9 protein-coding genes are annotated in these 15,074 nt (G+C 71.3%); 5 read left to right on the top strand and 4 right to left on the bottom strand.

The window, feature by feature from the left end:
- Window positions 1-19 precede the first annotated feature (19 nt).
- The gene (locus ACFV9W_RS11285) at window positions 20-3,082 is read left to right on the top strand and encodes an alpha-mannosidase (RefSeq protein ID WP_385758098.1); all 3,063 of its coding nucleotides are present in this window, start codon (window positions 20-22) and stop codon (window positions 3,080-3,082) included.
- A gap of 123 nt (window positions 3,083-3,205) precedes the next feature.
- Window positions 3,206-4,279 (top strand): glycoside hydrolase family 130 protein, encoded by a 1,074-nt coding sequence (locus ACFV9W_RS11280; RefSeq protein WP_385758096.1) that lies wholly within the window; start codon window positions 3,206-3,208, stop codon window positions 4,277-4,279.
- A gap of 442 nt (window positions 4,280-4,721) precedes the next feature.
- Here ACFV9W_RS11280 and ACFV9W_RS11275 read toward each other — a convergent pair whose 3' ends face one another.
- From ACFV9W_RS11275 to ACFV9W_RS11265, 3 genes are all read right to left on the bottom strand, one after another.
- Window positions 4,722-6,104 (bottom strand): cation:dicarboxylate symporter family transporter, encoded by a 1,383-nt coding sequence (locus tag ACFV9W_RS11275; RefSeq protein WP_385758092.1) that lies wholly within the window; start codon window positions 6,102-6,104, stop codon window positions 4,722-4,724.
- Window positions 6,105-6,301: 197 nt separating this feature from the next.
- Complete coding sequence (locus tag ACFV9W_RS11270) at window positions 6,302-7,180, bottom strand: TetR family transcriptional regulator C-terminal domain-containing protein (protein ID WP_385758089.1); 879 nt, start codon at window positions 7,178-7,180, stop codon at window positions 6,302-6,304.
- A gap of 6 nt (window positions 7,181-7,186) precedes the next feature.
- Window positions 7,187-8,581 carry a flavin monoamine oxidase family protein gene (locus ACFV9W_RS11265; protein ID WP_385758086.1) on the bottom strand — a complete coding sequence of 465 codons (1,395 nt, stop codon included), beginning with the start codon at window positions 8,579-8,581 and terminating at the stop codon, window positions 7,187-7,189.
- A 145-nt stretch (window positions 8,582-8,726) separates the two neighbouring features.
- On the opposite strand from ACFV9W_RS11265, the gene ACFV9W_RS11260 reads away from it, so the two are divergent.
- The 3 genes from ACFV9W_RS11260 (at window position 8,727) to ACFV9W_RS11250 (ending at window position 13,608) form a co-directional block, all read left to right on the top strand.
- Window positions 8,727-10,307: an APC family permease gene (locus tag ACFV9W_RS11260; RefSeq protein ID WP_385758084.1), complete on the top strand. Its 1,581-nt coding sequence runs from the start codon at window positions 8,727-8,729 to the stop codon at window positions 10,305-10,307.
- Window positions 10,308-10,390: 83 nt separating this feature from the next.
- Window positions 10,391-11,557: an acyl-CoA dehydrogenase family protein gene (locus ACFV9W_RS11255; protein WP_385758081.1), complete on the top strand. Its 1,167-nt coding sequence runs from the start codon at window positions 10,391-10,393 to the stop codon at window positions 11,555-11,557.
- Window positions 11,554-13,608, top strand: a complete 2,055-nt coding sequence (locus ACFV9W_RS11250; RefSeq protein ID WP_385758079.1) for an acetate--CoA ligase family protein — start codon at window positions 11,554-11,556, stop codon at window positions 13,606-13,608. The genes ACFV9W_RS11255 and ACFV9W_RS11250 overlap by 4 nt, the downstream gene beginning before the upstream one ends.
- On the opposite strand, the gene ACFV9W_RS11245 is transcribed toward ACFV9W_RS11250, so the two are convergent.
- Window positions 13,605-15,074: a purine-cytosine permease family protein gene (locus ACFV9W_RS11245; protein WP_385758076.1), complete on the bottom strand. Its 1,470-nt coding sequence runs from the start codon at window positions 15,072-15,074 to the stop codon at window positions 13,605-13,607. The two genes, ACFV9W_RS11250 and ACFV9W_RS11245, sit on opposite strands and share 4 nt — an antisense overlap.

Here is a 15,074-nt window from a genome sequence, read left to right as displayed (position 1 = left end):
GCTCTCCGAAAGGTGTTCTGTGCACTCCGACCGCGACATCGTCCAGCACCGCCTCCGGCGCGTCCTCGACGAACGCATCCGGCCCGCCGTCCACGCCACCTCCGTCCCCCTGGAGATCGGGATCTGGCAGGTGCCGGGCGAGCCGGTGCCGGTGGCCGAGGGACTGGCCGCCGACTACCGGCCCGTGGAAGTGGGGGGCTCCTGGGGGCCCGCCTGGACCACCAGCTGGTTCAAGGTGAGCGGCCGCGTCCCCGAGGAGTGGGCCGGCCGCCGTGTGGAGGCCGTCGTCGACCTCGGCTTCGGCACCACCGAGCCGGGCTTCTCCGCCGAGGGCCTGGCGTACCGGCCCGACGGCACGGCCGTGAAGGCGCTCAATCCGCGCAACACGTGGCTCCCGGTGGCCGAAACGGCCGTCGGTGGCGAGGAGTTCGTGTGCTACGTCGAGGCGGCCGCGAACCCGCTCGTCATGCACTCGGGGCCCGAGGACCGCAGCTTCGCCATCACACCGCTGGGCGGCCGTGCCCCGTGGCTGGACGAGGAGGGTGCCTCGAACGGTGAGCCGATCTACCGGCTGCGCCGCCTCGACCTGGCGGTCTTCGACGCGGAGGTCTACGACCTCGTCCATGACATGGAGGTCCTCGACCAGCTGATGCGGGAGCTGCCCGAGCAGTCGCCGCGCCGCTGGCAGATCCTGCGGGCCCTGTCCTCGGCGCTCGACGCCGTGGACCTCCAGGACATCAGCGGCACCGCGGCCGCCGCGCGCGCCATCCTGACCCCGGCCCTCGCCTCCTCGGCCACCGACGGTGAGCACCGCGTCTCGGCGATCGGGCACGCCCACATCGACACGGCGTGGCTGTGGCCGCTGCGCGAGACCGTGCGCAAGGTCGCCCGCACCGTCTCCAATGTCACCCAACTCATGGACGAGCACCCCGAGTTCCGCTTCGTGATGTCCCAGGCGCAGCAGCTGGCCTGGCTCAAGGAGCACCGGCCCGAGGTGTACGAGCGGGCGCAGGAGAAGGCGAAGACGGGGCAGTTCGTGCCGACGGGCAGCCTGTGGGTGGAGCCGGACACCAACATCACCGGGGGTGAGGCGCTGGCCCGCCAGTTCATCCACGGAAAGCGGTTCTATCTCGACGAGTTCGGGGTGGAGACCGAGGACATGTGGCTGCCGGACACCTTCGGCTACAACGCGGCGATGCCGCAGCTGATGAAGCTGGCGGGGGTGCGCTGGTTCCTGACGCAGAAGATCTCGTGGAACACCACGAACAAGTTCCCCCACCACACGTTCTGGTGGGAGGGCATCGACGGGACCCGCATCTTCAGCCACTTCCCGCCGGTCGACACGTACAACAGTGATCTGTCGGGCGCCGAGGTGGCGCACAGTGTGCGCAACTTCCAGGACAAGGGCGCCGCCAATCGTTCGCTCGCCCCGTTCGGGTACGGAGACGGTGGGGGCGGCCCGACCCGGGAGATGCTGGCGCGCGCCGAGCGGCTCAAGGACCTGGAGGGTTCGGCGCGGGTCGAGATCGAGAAGCCGGGTGACTTCTTCGCCAAGGCCCATGAGGAGTATCCGGACGCGCCGGTGTGGGTGGGCGAGCTGTACCTGGAGTTCCACCGGGGCACGCTCACCAGTCAGATCGCGACCAAGCAGGGCAACAGGCGCAGTGAACACCTGCTGCGGGAGGCCGAGTTGTGGGCGGCGACGGCGGCGCTGCGCACTGGGGTGGCGTATCCGTACGAGGCGCTCGACCGGCTGTGGAAGACGGTGCTGCTGCACCAGTTCCACGACATCCTGCCGGGCACGTCGATCGCGTGGGTGCACCGGGAGGCGGAGGAGACGTACCGTCAGGTGGCCGCCGAGCTGGGCGAGTTGATTGCTTCGGCGCAGAGTGCGCTGGCGGGGCCGGCCTCCGACGACGGCTCGCGGGTCGTCTTCAACGCGGCCCCGCACGCCCGCGCCGGCGCCGCCGCACTGGGGGCGACGGTGCGCCGCGAGCCGACGGCGGTCACGGTCGAGCCGCAGCCCCGGGACGGCGGGTACGTCCTGGACAACGGCCTGGTCCGGATCGTGATCGACGAGCGGGGGCTGGTCACCTCTGCGTACGACATCAAGGGCGAGCGCGAGGCGCTGCCGCCGGGCGCGGTGGCGAACCTCCTCCAGTTGCACCAGGACTTCCCGAACCAGTGGGACGCCTGGGACCTGGACGCCTTCTACCGCAACACCGTCACGGATCTGACGGCGGCGGAGTCGGTGACCGTCGTGGACGGCGGCGTCCGCGTGGTGCGTGTCTTCGGGGAGTCGCGCATCGAGCAGACCCTCGCGCTGGCGCCGGGCGCCCGGCGGCTGGACGTCGACACGGTCCTCGACTGGCACGAGACGGAGAAGCTGCTCAAGGCCGCGTTCCCGCTGGACGTGCGGGCCGGGCACTCCACGGCGCAGGTGCCGTTCGGGCACGTCGAGCGGCCCACGCACACCAACACCAGCTGGGACGCGGCGAAGTTCGAGGTGTGCGCGCACCGCTTCCTGCACGTCGGCGAGCGGGACTGGGGTGCGGCCCTGGTCAACGACTCGACGTACGGGCATGACGTCACGCGTGATGTCCGCGAGGACGGTGGCACCACGACGACGGTCCGGCTGTCCCTGGCGCGTGCGCCGCGCTTCCCCGACCCCGACACCGACCAGGGCACGCACCGGCTGCGCTACGCCCTGCTGATCAGCGCGGACGTCGACGACGCGGTCCGTGAGGGCTACCACCTCAACCTGCCGGAGCGTTCGGTGTCCGGGTCGGCGGAGGTGGCTCCGCTGGTGGCCGTCGACAACCCGGCGGTGGTGGTCGAGACGGTCAAGCTGGCCGACGACCGCTCGGGCGATGTCGTGGTGCGCCTGTACGAGTCCCAGGGCGCCCGCGCCACCGCTCTGCTGTCCCCCGGCTTCCGCCTCGTGTCGGCGACGGCCACGGACCTCCTGGAGCGCCCGCGCGCCGCTGACGAACCCGCGTGCGAGGTCACGGACGACGGGGTGCGGCTGCGGCTGCGGCCGTTCCAGATCCTGACGGTGCGGTTGGCGGCCGGGCGGGACTGAGTACGCGGCATGTGTACGACGGGGCCCCGCGGGAGTGTCCGCGGGGCCCCTTTCCTTCCGAACACTCGACGGCTCCGAACACTCGAAGACTCCGAACATTCGACGACCAGGAGGTCACTCGACATGGAGGACAACGACCGCCAGGCACACAGCCGCCGCGGCATGCTGAAGGCCTCGGTGACCGTGGCCGGTGCAGCGCTCACCGGGTCGGTCGCCGGCGTGGGAAGTGCCGCCGCCGCACCCGCGGCCGAGCGGTTCCCGCGTGGGCCGGCGACCTTCCCGATGGGTCCGTTCACCAAGAGCGACGCGAATCCGATTCTGCGGCCCGAGCCGTCGCACGAGTGGGAGTCGGCGTATCTCTACAACCCGTGCGCCCTCGTGGTGGGTGGCAGGATCGCCCTGCTGTACCGGGCGCAGAACAAGGCGAAGAGGTCCAGCATCGGGCTCGCCTGGAGCGACGACGGCATCACGTTCGAGCGCAGGGCAGAGCCGGTGCTCACGCCGAGCGAGCCGTACGAGCTGCCCGGTGGGTGCGAGGATCCGCGGGTGGTGCGGGTCGGTGACACCTTCTACCTGACGTACACCGGGTACGACGGGACTAGCGCGCTGCTGTGCCTTGCGACCTCGAAGGACCTGGTGCGCTGGGAGAAGCACGGGCCGCTCTTCCCCGAGCTGCACGACCCGATCCATGGTGACAAGCCGTGGAACAAGGCGGGTGCCATACTCAGCACCCCGATCGACGGCACGTACTGGATGTACTTCGGTGAGTCCAACGTCTTCTGGGCGCGGTCGAAGGACCTGATCCACTGGGAGACCGTCGGGAACGACGATCCGGTGGCGAGGCCCGTGCACCCCTGGGAGGGGTCCCTGATCGAGCCGGGTCCGCCGCCGCTGCGCACCGACGACGGACACATCCTGCTCGTCTACAACGCCCGCTCGGACGGCAAGGGCGGGTACCCCAAGGGCCAGTACTCGACCGGCCAGCTCCTCATCGACCCGGCCGACCCGACCAGGGCGGTGGCCAGGCTGGAACGGCCGTTCCTGGTGCCGACGTCGGCGGACGAACAGGACGGCCAGGTCAATCATGTGGTGTTCACCGAGGGGTTGGTGAGGTTCCGCGACGCCTGGTTCCTGTACTACGGCATGGCGGACTCGGTGCTGGGGGTCGCGGTGTGGCGGCCCGGGCGAGCGGGCTGAGTGTGTCGCACCCTCAGGCGGCCTCGCGGTCGGTCCTTCTGGTCGCGTTCGCTTCCGGGTCGCTCTGATGGTCGCCCCGGACGAGACGGAGGTGACTCAGTCGACGGTCACCGGATCCTGGGCGGGACACACCACCCATCCGGTCTTCTATGCGGTCCATGCCGAGCAAGAGGAGTCCCATGGCCGGCAGGAGCAAAAGAGCCACGATCAGCATCGGTGGCTTCCTTTCCTCGACTTCTCACTTTTCGCCTGCCCCGTGCATGGACCTCCATGAGCGCGATGATGTGATGATTCCGTAACGCTATGGATTGCCGCCGATATCGCTATCTGGGCGATTTTCCGGGATGAGTGGACCGACACTCCGGCCCACGCACCGTTGGGGATGCGTGGGCCGGAGTGTCGGTCGGGGTCGGTCAGTGAGTCGCGCCCAGTTGTCGGGGCGTCAGCTGTCCTTGGCGGGCGCGGCCTCCTTGGTGGGCGTCGCTTCGGTGGCGGGCGCCGCGTCCTTCGTCATGTTGGCGGGCGCCGCCCCGGGTTCCTCGCCGTTCATCACCCGCTTCGCGGTGACCCGGTCGAGGGCCCCTTCCCAGCGGGACACCGCGAACACAGCGACGCAGTTGCCGAGCAAGTTGGTGGCGACGCGCATCGAGTCCATGATCCGGTCGACGCCGAGCAGCAGCGCGACGGCGGCGGCCGGGATGACACCGAGGGCGGAGGCGGTCGCGGACAGCGCGAGGAACGCCGAACCGGGCACGCCCGCCATGCCCTTGCTGGTCAGCATGAGCACGAGGACGACCGTGACCTGCTGCCCGAGGGTGAGGTCGACACCGACGGCCTGGGCGATGAAGAGGGTGCCGATGGACAGGTAGATGGAGGCGCCGTCGAGGTTGAAGGAGTACCCGGTCGGCAGGACGAGCCCGACCGCGTCGTCCCGGCAGCCCGCCGCGCGCAGCTTCTGCATCATGCGCGGCATCACGGTCTCGCTGGACCCGGTGCCGAGGGCGAGCAGCAGTTCCTCGCGGGTGTAGCGGACGAACTTCCACAGGCTGAGGCCGGTGACCGCCTTGAGGGCGAGGCCGAGCAGCAGCAGGAAGAGCAGGGCCACGCCGTAGCAGACGGCGATGAGCTTTCCGTACGTCGACATCGCACCCACGCCGTATTCGCCGACGAGGTGTGCCGTGGCTCCGAAGACCGCGAGCGGGGCGAGCTTCATGATGTAGCCGACGATGGTGAACACGACGTCCTGGGCCTGCTCGATGAACGGCAGGATCTGCGGGACCTTGCTCTGCCCGAGGTGGAGCAGCGCGGCGCCCACGAGGCAGGCCAGGACGAGGACTTGGAGCAGGGAGTTCTCGGCGAAGGCGCCGACCGCGCTGTCGGGGAGCGACTCCAGGATGAACTGGGTGGTGGACGGAAGGTGTCCGCCGCCGGTCTGCTCGTCGACCGCGCCCTTGTCGAGGGTGGCGGGGTCGACGTTCATGCCGGCGCCGGGCACCAGGAGGTTGCCGGCGAGCAGCCCGATGACGAGGGCGAGGGTGGTGGCGACCTCGAACCAGATGAGCGCCTTGACGCCGATCCGGCCGAAGGCCTTCAGGTCACCGGCCTTGGTGATGCCCGCGACGACGACGCAGAACACCAGGGGCGCGATCATCGCCTTGATGAGCCGGACGAAGCCGTCGCCGAGGGGCTGCAGGGACGATCCGACGTCCGGCCACAGGCGTCCCACGAGGACGCCGAGCAGCAGGGCGAGCAGTACTTGGGCGAAGAGACTGGTGCGCAGGAGACGGCCTGCGCGGCGTGCGAGATTGACGTTGGCGTGCGCCATGGGGCACTCCTACATGGGCGGACATTCTGCATTGCGGAAGATCAATTCCGCGATGCATCACTATCGTTGAACCCCTACCGGCACGGAAGACCTCGGATCGGCCCGATTGCAGATCTTGGAGATTGCTCCCGAACCCACGTGCGAACGGCGCGCTCGACGGCGGCTCGCCTGCCGCTCGACTGCCGTTCAACTGTCGCTCAACTGCCCTTCCGCAGGCTGATGTAGGGCTCGAACGCGTCCAGGAGCAGTTCGCGCATCCGCGCCGCGTCCATGTCGCCCGTTCCCGCGAGGGCCTGGATGGCCAGGCCGTCGACGAGGCCGGTGAAGCGCGCGGCCAGCGCCCGCGCGTCGACGCCCTCGGCCATGCCCTCGCGCTGGCAGGTGCGCACCAGGTCGAGGACGACGCCGCGCCAGCGGGCGTACACACCGCGCTGGCCGTCGCGCAGGCTCGGGTCGAGGATCGCCTCGTTCCACGACTGCACCCACACCGACCACTCGTCGGCGTCCTCCTCGGTGGTCGTCAACTGCACCTCGATCAGCCGGCGCAGCTTCTCGACGGTGGTGCCGGCGGTCGCGAACTCGGCGTCCAGGCGGGCGTGGAAGCGGTCCGCGTAGAAGACGAGCGCGGCGCGCAGCGCGTCGTCCTTCGTCGGGAAGTGGTAGTGCACGGTGCCGGTGCTGGTGCCGCATGCCTCGGCGATGTCGGCGACGCGGACCTTGTGAAAGCCGCGGCGGGCGATGAGCCGGGCCGTGGCCTCCAGGATCTGCGTGCGGCGCAGTTCGGCGTCCACGGCGTCGGCGCGCCTACGGGTGGCCCCCGTGCCGTTCGCGCCGTCGCGGGGTGCGGGCGGGCGGCCGACGCCGGTCCGCAGGTAGCGCTGCGACACCTTGCCGACCTGGGCGATGGCGGCGATCTCGCCGTCCCGCAGCCGGCGGTTGCCGCGCAGCGCCTTGGACAGGGCCGTGGGGTCCATGCCGACGCGGTCCGCGAACTCCCGCTGACTCATGGGCGCGCACAGGACGACCTGGCGGGCCCGCTCGACGAGCGTGTCCTCGACCTCGCTGTCGGGGCCCATGCCGGATCAGCCTTCCGCTTGCGCCGAGAGTGACGTGATGACCTCGTCGGCGGCGCGCGTCCCCGAGGAGAGCGCGCCGTCGATGTAGCCGTTCCACACACTAGCCGTCTCGGTGCCGGCCCAGTGCAGCGTCCCGGTGGGTGTGCGCCAGCCGTCCCGCGCGTAGCCGGTCCAGGCCCCGGGGGTCGCGTAGGCCTCGTATCCGCCGCGTGCGTACGGGTCCTGGGACCAGTTCCTCTCGGTGTAGTCGAGGGGGCGGGCCGCTGTGTCTCCGACGACGCGGGCGAGGCTCGCGAGGACGGCCTCGCGGCGGGCGGCGGCGTCGAGGCGGCTCCAGTCGGTGAGCCGGTCGCCGTAGACGAAGCCGACGAGCACGCCCTGTGCGGCGTCCGGCGGCGAGTTGTCGAAGACGACGCCGAGCGGCCCGTCGTCGTACAGCGTGGCGATGCCGGACAGGCCCGCCGCGCGCCAGAACGGAGTGTCGTACACCGCGTGGACCTTGGCGACGCGGCCCATCGGGCTGTGCGAGAGCCAGCCCTCCCTGCTCACCGGGAGAGTTGGGGCGAAGGAGACGGCGCGGACCGCGGGCGGCGGGAGGGCGACGACCGCGCGGCGGGCCTCGTACACGGTGTCGGCGGTGTGGACGCGTACGCCGTCGGCGTCGTGCTCGATCCTGCGGACCGGGGAGGAGAGGCGGATCCGGTCGCCGAGCAGTCCGGCGACCGCGCGGGCCGGTGCCGCGGCGCCGGTGACGAACCGGCTGTCCTGGGCGCAGCCGCCCGTCTCCATGAGCTGCTCCCAGCCACCGGCCGCGGCGACGTAGAAGAGCACGTGGAACAGCGAGATCTCGTACGGCTCCGCGCACCACACACCTTGGACGGCGAGCGCGAGGCGGCGCAGCGCGTCCGGGTCGTCGGTGTGTGCGCGGAAGTAGGACTGCGCGGTCTGGGCGTCCCATTCGGCGAAGCCGGGGGTGCGCCAGGGTTCGGTGGTGTTCACGGCCCTGGCGAGGGTGTCGAGGGCCTCGGTGATGTGTGTGTACGCGGCGATGCCGGGACCGTCGGCGGGCGCCGCCCCTAGGTAGGGGACGGTGCTGCCGTCCTGCCACACCTCGATGTGCTTGCCGGTCTCCCAGGTCGGGAAGGTGGCGCAGCCGAAGCGGGTGGCGAGGGCGTGCAGCCGGGTCTGGGTGGGACCGATCCACTGCCCGCCGTGGTCGATGCGCGGGCCACTGGCGCGGGACTCGGTGAGGACCCGGCCGCCGACCCGGTCGGACGCCTCGACGACGGCGAAGTCGGTGCCGTGGTCGTGGAGTCGGAGGGCCGCGGCGAGCCCGGCGTAGCCGCCGCCGACGATGACGACCTCGGTCTCGACCAGGTTCATTTCGGTCTGTTCCCACATGACACGAGAGCATGTCGCAAGACTGATCAGTGAGTCAATGTTGCGGTCGAAGCTGTCCGGAACCCTTGACACGCCCGGCGTCGAGCGCATCATTGAGCCTCGCATCAGTATTGCGATCCTCCTACCCCGGACAGGGAGTTCGACCGTGCCGGACATCCCACGCACCACCGCCGAAGAACCTTCCAGTGACGCGCCCCGACAGGGTCTGCGCGCCAACGCGCTCGGCATGACGACGAGTCTGATCCTGTCGGTCGCGTCGGCCGCCCCCGCGTACAGCCTCGCGGCGACGCTCGCGTTCATCGTGGCGTTCGTCGGCTTCCAGGCGCCGTCGATCGTCGTGCTGGCCTTCGTCCCGATCCTGTTCGTGTCCTTCGGCTACGGGGCGCTCAACCGTCAGGAGCCGGACTGCGGCACGATCTTCACCTGGGCGAGCCGGGTGCTCGGCCCGCGCGTCGGCTTCATGGGCGGCTGGGCCATCATCGCCTCGTTCGTCCTGGTCCTCGCCAGCCTGGCGCAGGTCGCGGGCCAGTACGTGTTCATCCTCTGCGGCGCCGAGGGCATCGGCGCGGATCCGTCGAGCCCGTGGGTGCTGCTCGTGGGGCTCGGCTGGATCGGCCTGATGAGCGCCGTCTGCTATCGCGGCATCGAGGTGGCGGCGGCCGTGCAACGCGCCCTGCTGTTCTTGGAGTTCGGGATGCTGGCCATGCTCTCCGTGGTCGCGCTGGTGCGTGTCTACAGCGGGAGCGCCGGCCCTGGAGCACATCATCCTCAACTGTCGTGGCTGAACCCCTTCGAGATCCCGTCGCCGAGCGCCTTCGTCAGCGGCCTTGTGCTGATGCTGTTCATCTACTGGGGGTGGGAGACGGCGCTCACCGTCAACGAGGAGACCACCGACCGGCACCGCACACCCGGCAGGGCGGCCGCCTGGTCCACGCTGACACTCCTCGGGCTCTATCTGGTGGCGACCGTCGCGACGCTGGCGTTCGCCGGCATCGGTACGACGGGGATCGGCCTCGGCAATCCCGACAACTTCGGCGACGTGTTCTCGGCCATCGGCCGCGCCGTCTTCGGTGACAGCGGGCTCGGGTCCCTCCTGTGGCATCTGCTGGTCCTGATGGTGCTGTCGTCGGCGGCGGCCTCGACCGAGACGACCGTCCTCACGCTGGGGCGCACGATGCTGGCGATGGGGCGGCGCGGCGCCGCCCCGCGGGCCCTCGGGAAGGTGCATCCGCGGTACGCGATCCCGCAGTACGGCACCATCGCCACGGGGCTCGCGGGCGCGGTCTGCTACATCGTGATGAACTTCCTCAGCGACGGCCAGGTGATCGGCGACGCGGTGTCATCCTGCGGATTGATGATCGCTTTCTACTACGGCCTCACCGGGCTGACCTCGGCCTGGGCGTACCGGGACCAGTGGCGGCGCAGTGCAGGGGATCTGTGGCTGCGGGTCGTACTGCCCGCGATCGGCGGCCTGGTGCTGCTGGCCGCCGGGCTGTGGAGCCTGCGCAACGACTGGGACCCGGCGAACAGTTACACCTCCTGGACGCTGCCGTTCGCGCCGCACTGGCACATCGGTGGTGTCTTCCTCATCGGTGTCGGCATGCTGCTGCTGGGCTGGCTGCTGATGCTCGTCCAGGCACGTGTGGCCCCGGAGTTCTTCGACCGCTCGGCCCGCGGGGGCGAGGAGGTACCCACCACTCCCCCACAGGAGGCCGTCCCACGGTGACACGGCGGTCTGCCGCGCCACCGTCCACCGTCCGTCCACCGACCGACTAACCGACTGACCGACCGTCGACACAGGAGTCCGCCGTGCCCCTCCCCGTGCCCGACCCCTCGGAACTGACTGAAGAACAGCGGGAGTTCGTCCGCCTGGCCCGTGACTTCGCCGCCACGGAGATCCGGCCGCGGGCCCGCGCGGTCGACGACGCCGCCGTCGAGTCGCCGCTCGACCTGTGGAAGAAGGCCGCGGCGGCGGGCCTCACGGACTTCATGATCCCGGCCGAGTACGGCGGTGGCGGTGTCACCGATCTGGCCACCCAGGCGCTCGTTCAGGAGGAGCTGTGCCACGGTGACATCGGCATCGGCAATCTGCTGACGTCCAACGGCTTCTTCGCGGACCCGGTCCTCGCCCTCGGCACCGACGCGCAGAAGGAGCGGTGGCTGCGCCCGCTCACCGCCTCCGCCCCGCCGCTGACCGCGCTCGCCGTCACGGAGCCCGACCACGGTTCGGACGCGGCAGGCATCCGCACACGTGCCGTGCGCGAGGGCGACCACTACGTGCTCAGCGGGCAGAAGACGTGGATCTCCAACGCGCCCTACGCGAGCCGGTTCGTGGTGTTCGCGACGGTCGACCCGCAGTTGCGTTCCCGTGGTGTCACGGCGTTCGTCGTCGACCGGGACACACCGGGGCTCTCCGTCGGTCGGCCGATGCGCAAGATGGGGCAGCGCGCCATCGTCAACGCGGAGGTGTTCCTCGACGGTGTACGGGTCCCGGTCGCCGACCGGCTCGGCGAGGAGGGGCAGGGATTCTCGGGCCTGATGCGGACCTTCGACGCCTCCCGGATCCTGATCGGCGCGTCCTGCACGGGCTTGTGCCGGGCGGCGCTCGACCTGGCCGTGCACTACGCGCGCGAGCGGGTGCAGTTCGGGGTGCCGATCATCGAGCATCAGTCGGTGGCCTTCCGCCTCGCCGACATGGCCACCCGCGCGGACACCGCACACCTGCTGACGATGCGCGCGGCGCGCCTGCACGACCGGGGCCTCAAGGTGACCTCCGAGGCGGCAACGGCGAAGCTGGTCGGATCGGAGAACGCCATGTTCGCGACATGGGCCGCCGTGCAGACGCTGGGCGGCAACGGCTACTCGCAGGAGTTCCTCGCCGAGAAGTGGCTGCGGGACGCCAAGCTGGAGGAGATCGAGGAAGGCACGTCCGACATCCAGCGGCTCATCATCTCCCGCGCACTCGCGGCATCATGACGCCCCGTCGGACGCTCGATGTGTTCCGCGCCCCGCGTTCCGTCGCCGTGGTCGGCGCCACCGACAATCCCGCCAAGTGGGGCCACTGGCTCGCGCGCGGTGCCCTCGCCGGGCGGCACCGGCGCCGGGTGCATCTCGTCAACGCGCGCGGCGGGAGGGTCCTCGGGCAGCCGAGCCACCCCTCTCTCGACGCCCTGCCCGAGGTCCCCGACCTGGTCGCCTTCGCCGTGCCCGCGGCCGCACTCACCGCCGGTGTGGAGCACGCGGTCGGCCTCGGGGCCGCGGGGCTGCTCGCCGTCACCTCCGGCGTCGAGGACCCCGCCGCGCTCGCCCGGACCGTCAGGGCCGGCGGCTCCCGTCTGGTGGGCCCGAACTGCCTGGGCCTGTACGACGCGTCGGCCGAACTGGAGCTGGCCTGGGGCCGGTTCACCGCGGGCTCGCTTGCGGTCGTCTCGCAGAGCGGCCAGGTCGGCCTGGAGATCGCCCAGTTGGCCGCGGCGGCCGGCGTCGGTGTCTCGCGCTTCGTGTCCGTGGGCAGCCAGCTCGATGTCGGCGCCGCCGAGGTGCTCGCCGATCTCGTCGACCACGACACCACGCGCGCCGTCGCCCTCTACCTGGAGAGCTACGGCGACGGCGGGCCGCTCCTCGAAGCCCTCGCCGCGCTGCGCGAGGCGGGCAAACCGGTGCTGCTGCTCACCGTCGGCGCCAGCTCCGCGGCGCGCCAGGCCGCACGTTCGCACACCGGCGCCATGACCTCCTCGCTCGACGTGGTGGACGCGGCCTGCCGCGCGGTCGGCGCCGTCCGCGTCGACACACCGGCCCACCTCGTCGACACCGCGCACCTGGTGCTCCGGGCAGCCCCCGTCCGCGGGCCGCGTGTGGCGATCGTGGCAGACAGCGGCGGGCAGGGCGCCGTCGCCGCGGACACCGCCGCGCGGCTCGGCCTGGAGGTCACGGAGTTCCCGCCCGCCGTACGGAGGGACCTCGCGCGCCATCTGCCGCCGGGCGCCGGGCGGGCGAACCCCGTCGACCTCGACGGCGCGGGTGAGCGGGACCTGTCGACGTACGCCTCGGTGCCCGCGTGCCTGGCGGACGCGTCCGTCGCCGACACGGTCGTGCTCAGCGGGTACTTCGGCAGCTACGGGCGGGACATCCCCGCGCAGGCGTCTGCTGAGTCCGCCGCGGCGCGTGCGCTCGGCCGCCTCGCCGCGGACCGGGCGCTGCCCGTCGTGGTGCACTCGATGGCCGAACACACCGCTGTGTTGCGGGAGTTGGAGGCCTCCGGGGTGCCGACGTTCACCGACGTCGAGCGGGCGCTGCGGGCTGTGGCGACGGCGCACCGCCTGACACGACGGCCTCGCCGCACATCGCCACGCCCGGCGCCGGTCGGCCCTCCCGTCGGCACGGGATACCTGGCCGCCCGCCGGCTGCTGGGCGAGGCAGGTGTGCCGTTCCCCCGGGCAGCGGAGATAGGGCCGGGCACCCGTGACCCGGTGGCCGCGGCGGCCGCCCTCTCGGCGCCCGTCGTGCTCAAGGCGGACTGGCTGGAGCACAAGACCGAGCACGGGGGTGTGGCGACCGGGCTCTGGGACCCGGGCGCGCTGCGGGCCGCGTACCTCGACATGGTCGAGCGCCTCGGCCCGCACCGCTACGTGGTCGAGGAGATGGACCGGCGCGCGGACGCCGTGGAGGTGCTCGTCGCCGCCCGGCGGGACGCATCGTTCGGCCCGGTCGTGGTGGTCGGCGCGGGCGGCGTCCGCGCCGAACTCTCCCGCGACCTGGCCCTCGAACTCGCGCCCTGTTCCCGGGCCACCGCACACACCATGGTGCGCGGCCTGCGGATGGCGCCGCTGCTGCACGGCTGGCGCGGTGGCCGCCCGGTCGACGTAGAGGCCCTCGTGGACATCGTCGTCACCGTGTCCGAGGTGATCGCCTCCCGCGACGACATCACCGAGGTCGAGCTCAACCCGGTCCGGGTCGCTCCGGACGGCGCGCTGGCGGTGGACGCGGTCGCGCTTGCCGCCGGGGCGGTTCAACCAGATCCGGGCTAAGCAGGCACCTCCGTCGCTCCACGGGAGGCCGGCGCCGGCACCACCTCCTCCGGATAGATCATCCGGTCCGGGACCCGGTGCCGTTCGCGGCGGGCCAGGAACCAGTACAGGGCTCCCGGCAGTGTCAGGCCCACGATCCATGAGATGTCGGCGCCGCCGAGCGGGGCGACGAAGGGGCCGGTGAACAGGTCCGTCGCCATGAACGGGAGTTGCACGACGAGGCCCACTGCGTACGACACCAGGGCGGGGGCCCGCCAGGAACCGTAGCGGCCGTCGGGGTCGTTGAGGGCCGGGATGTCGTAGCGCTCCTTCGCGACGAGGTAGTAGTCGGCGAGGTTCACCGCGCTCCACGGGGTGAAGAAGGCCAGCACGATCAGAAGGAACGTCGAGAACGTGTTGAGGAAGTTCCCGCGCCCCGCCAGGGCGAGGACGGCGCCCACCACGATGATCGCGGAGATGTAGCCGACCCGCCCGCGCGGCGAGAGCCGGTAGGGCACCGCGCCCCGCCGCCGCATCCCGGTCACACTCGTCACGGTCGACATGAACGCGCCGTACGTGTTGAGGACGGTGACGGTCAGTTTGCCGAGGGCGATGACGAAGTAGAGCGCCGCCGCCATCAGGCCCGCGCCGCCGAGTGACACCACGTACGTCACCTCATGGCCGACAAAGGCCTCCCCCGCGGCCGCTGCGGCGAGGGCGCCAAAGGCCATCGACCATTGGGCGCCGAGCGCGGTCCCGGCCAGCGTCCAGCCGAACGTGGCGCGGGCCGAGGTCGACCGCGGAAGGTAGCGCGAGTAGTCGGCGACGTACGGGCCGAAGGAGAGCTGCCAGGACGCCGAGAGCGACACCGCGAGCAGGAACGCCGGGAGGGCGAAACTGTGGTCAGCGAGGACCGTGCCCATGTCGTCGTGTTGCAGGAGGCGTACGCCGAGGTAGACGAACGCGACGCCGCACACGATTCCGGCGAGGCGGCCCAGGAAGTGGATGAGGCGGTAGCCGACGGCGGCGGCCACGGCGGTGACGGCCGTGAAGATGAGGATGCCCGCGACGGGGCCCAGGTGGGTGAGTTCGCCGACCGCCTCGCCCGCGAGGACGGTGCCGCTCGCGGTGCAGCCGATGAACATGAAGACGGCCAGGACCAGGGGGACCACGGCGCCGCGGACCCCGAACTGGGCCCGCGAGGAGATCATTTGCGGGAGGCCGAGGCGGGGGCCCTGCGCCGAGTGCAGGGCCATTACCGCGCCGCCGAGCAGGTTCCCGACGAGGAGCCCGATGACCGCCCAGAACGCGGTCGCACCGAGGACGACCGCCAGCGCGCCGGTGACGACGGCCGTGATCTGGAGGTTCGCGCCCACCCACAGGGTGAACTGGCTGAAGGCGGTGCCGTGGCGTTCCTCGTCGGGCACCACGTCGATCGAGCGGGACTCGACCAGGCCACCGGAGGGCTGCTCGTTCGCTGTCGGCAT

The sequence above is a fragment of the Streptomyces sp. NPDC059897 genome (genome assembly GCF_042730865.1).
In the GTDB taxonomy this organism is placed as follows: domain Bacteria; phylum Actinomycetota; class Actinomycetes; order Streptomycetales; family Streptomycetaceae; genus Streptomyces.
This window is presented reverse-complemented; position numbering and strand designations above follow the sequence as displayed.